The 3,337-nt window shown below is 34.9% G+C and carries 2 protein-coding genes; both read left to right on the top strand.

Annotated features, from left to right (window positions below; all coding sequences use genetic code 11):
• The coding region (locus F6K22_RS36660; RefSeq protein ID WP_293109613.1) for a sensor histidine kinase at positions 1 to 948 on the top strand (948 nt) is incomplete at its 5' end.
• 1,567 nt (positions 949 to 2,515) lie between these two features.
• The gene (locus F6K22_RS36655) at positions 2,516 to 3,178 is read left to right on the top strand and encodes a M23 family metallopeptidase (RefSeq protein WP_293109612.1); all 663 of its coding nucleotides are present in this window, start codon (positions 2,516 to 2,518) and stop codon (positions 3,176 to 3,178) included.
• Positions 3,179 to 3,337 lie beyond the last annotated feature (159 nt).

The raw sequence follows: 3,337 nt of genomic DNA, 5'->3' as shown, positions 1-3,337 counted from the left end.
TATGAACAACAAAAATCTATCTTAAAAATATTTGCAGCTCGAGCTGGAGCTGAAATTGAGCGCCAGTTAGCTGAAAAAGCTTTAAAACAGCAAAATATTTATTTACAAGAAACTCTGGAAAAATTGCAAAAGACTCAAGCTCAACTCATTCACGCCGAAAAAATGTCTGGTTTAGGACAAATGGTTGCTGGAGTTGCCCATGAGATGAATAATCCTGTCACCTTTATTTCATGTAACTTAAAATACGTTAATGAATATACAAAATATTTATTAGATTTAGTTCATATTTTTCAGAAAAATTCCCCAAATTTACCTTATGAAATTGCAGCAAAAATTGAAGAGATAGAATTAGATTATATTGAGGAAGATTTTCCTAAATTATTAGGTTCAATTGCCAGAGGAGCAAACCGAATTAGTGAAGTTGTCAAATCATTGCGAATTTTTTCTCACCTAGATGAAGCCAACATAAAACATGTAGATATTCATGCAGGTATTAACAGTACTTTACTTATTCTTCAAGCTCGTTTAAAAAATCAGCGGTTTCACATTGAAGTAATTAAAGACTATGGTGAACTACCTCTAGTGCATTGTTATGCTAGTGCATTAAATCAAGTGATAATGAATATTATCAATAATGCAATTGATGCACTAGAAACAAAATTTTATCAAAACAAATTTACAGAAGAACAAGCAAAAATCTGTATCAGAACAGAAAAATTAGAAAATGATTGGATTGGGATTTATATTTCTGATAATGGTTTGGGTATCAAAGAGTACAATTGCTCTAAAATCTTCGACCCCTTTTTTACAACTAAACCAGTTGGTCAAGGTACAGGTTTAGGGTTATCAATTAGTTATCAAATTATTGTTGAACATCACAAAGGAAAAATAAAGTGTATTTCCTCTCCTGAAAAAGGATCTGAATTTGTGATTGAAATACCAATTTAATTTTTTTTCGTTATTTGAATATAGGGGTTATGATATTAATGAGATACAACATTTTTGCTTTATTCTCTATTTTTTATCTGTTCCATACTCCCTATTTCCTATTTCCTAAAATCCCAAGCTTGTGTATTTCATTTATGTTGAGAAATGGTATAAAAATATTTATCAATTTTAATTTGAGTAGAACACAATAGGGATATACCATAGAGCCTCTCTAAAAGCGTTTTGGTTTTGACTGTGGGTTCATCTACCTGAAAAGCACTATAAATACCCAACAACTTATAGATTCCTTGTGTTTTTTATTTTTTATTTTTATTTTTATTTTATTATTGATCCACTCTACGATACAATTCTCGGGCCTTGAGAAAATCAACAAAAATCACACAAAACTGTACTTAAATTCGTCTCAAAAAGTTACTTCTTACTGTACAATACACCGGGTATTAAATGATTTTGTCATCTTGACCAAAAAACAAGGTCTCAACCGTCCCCTTTTAATGGGACTTATACCATTTCTCAAAAAGAATGGTATATCAAATTGGGTGGGGAAGTGTGGGGAGTGTGGGGGGTTGGGGGAGAATTCATTAATGGATAATTGATAATTGATAATTACCCCTGGTTAAAACAAATGCGGGAATTGAATATCAGAAAATTCAAGAGCACTTTTCTCTTGGTCGATTGGATATGGCGAGGTCTCCTCGCCATCCCATCCTACGGAATGCTGCCTCTTGCCTCCTGCGGAGGAGCTGCGCTAACACAGGAGGTGCCTCTTGCAGAGGAGCTGCCTCTTGCAGAGGAGGTGCCTCTTTCAGAGGAGCTGCGCTAACACAGGAGCTGCGCTAACGCTAACGCAATTCAAGTCGCTCCGCGAAACCCTTTTCATGTCGGCGACAGCCGAAACGCAAACGACCGCTTTTTCCCTTATGGGGGAGGCTAATAAAGCTAAATCATTTAATTAATAATTATTAATTATTAATTATTCGGTAAAAGTAGGAAGAATCAATACTGACCGATTAATAATTGTCAAAAAAAGACTTTAAACCTTGGTAACTATTTGACTTTTGAAGTCTAGCTGAAGTGTAGCATTACTTTTAGTAATTGGTATTACACAAAATAGAAGCAAAAAATAGACTCAAATATAGACTGGCAGAGCTTTTGAAGTCAAAAAGATATAAATCCTTAATCAGTAAGGGTTCTAGCAATTTTTAGGTCATCGACGTAATTCCCTTGTCTAGACTGACTTTAACCCATTTTTTCTTCCAGAAAATGTCTAAGTACCATTAATAAGATGAAAAAAATTAACTTCAGTATTCCAAGTCTTCTAATTCAGTAGAAGGTAATCATAACTGAATAACTGATAACTGAAATGACTCCTATCCACCTGTCTTTATTTTGCTAATTACCACCTAATAATATAATTATCAATTGACAATTCATCAATCATCACAATTTTGAGAACTAACAATCATATTTACTAATCACAAAACCACTAAATTTCCGTTCCATATTTCCAGAATATTCAGGTGTATCAAATTATCCATTGCCATCAATGATTTAAAACTAAAAAAATATGCTAAATCCTAGAAAAAATCCCCTATATACATTATCTACAGCCTTCAAACAAACTTTACGTCACCCCCAAAAAAAATTATTACTACTAGGATTTATTGCACTTGGTATAGTAACTTTAGGAATAAAACAAGAATTAGCCAAAGCACAAGAAGCCAAAATTACTAACCAACAAATAGCCTACGTCAACAACTGGCAAAACGCTTCCTTCCCTGTAGAAAACTTTCAAGGATACACATCACCCTTTGGCCCTCGTGGTGGAGGGTTTCATTATGGATTAGACTTAGCAGCTCCCCTAGGAAGTTATATCCGAAGTTGGTGGACTGGTAAAGTTGTCGAAGTTTGGGAAGACGGTCGGTGTGGTACTGGCATTGTAATTCAGTCAGGTTATTGGGAACACGTCTACTGTCACGTTCAAGGAAGTGTAGAAACTCGTAACGGACGTCGTTATTTAGTAGATCGTGGTGGTGGAATTATGCTACTTCAAGGTCAAGTTTTGCCTGCGGGGAGTCGAATAGCTAGAGTCGGAATGACTGGTAGAACAAGTGGCCCTCATCTTCATTGGGGTTTAAAATATGGGGGACGCTGGGTAGACCCTGGTTTAATCTTACGAGAAATGTACGCTCAACAAACTAGACAGTTATCACGCTTAGAACGTAGATAATTTCAAGCTTGGTACTTAAAGATGAGCTAATCTAAGACGTTATAGTTTTTGAGTCGGGAATATAAACAGCCAAAAATTTTCAACCCAATCATTTCTATCACCCTTAGAGATTTTTTTCCCAAACCACCAAAATTTTGAGACTTATATAAGACGTTATAG

The organism is Okeania sp. SIO2F4, from assembly GCF_010672385.1.
Classification (GTDB): domain Bacteria; phylum Cyanobacteriota; class Cyanobacteriia; order Cyanobacteriales; family Microcoleaceae; genus Trichodesmium.
Note: the sequence above shows the minus strand (reverse complement) of the source record. Positions and strands in the feature narration are given on the sequence as shown.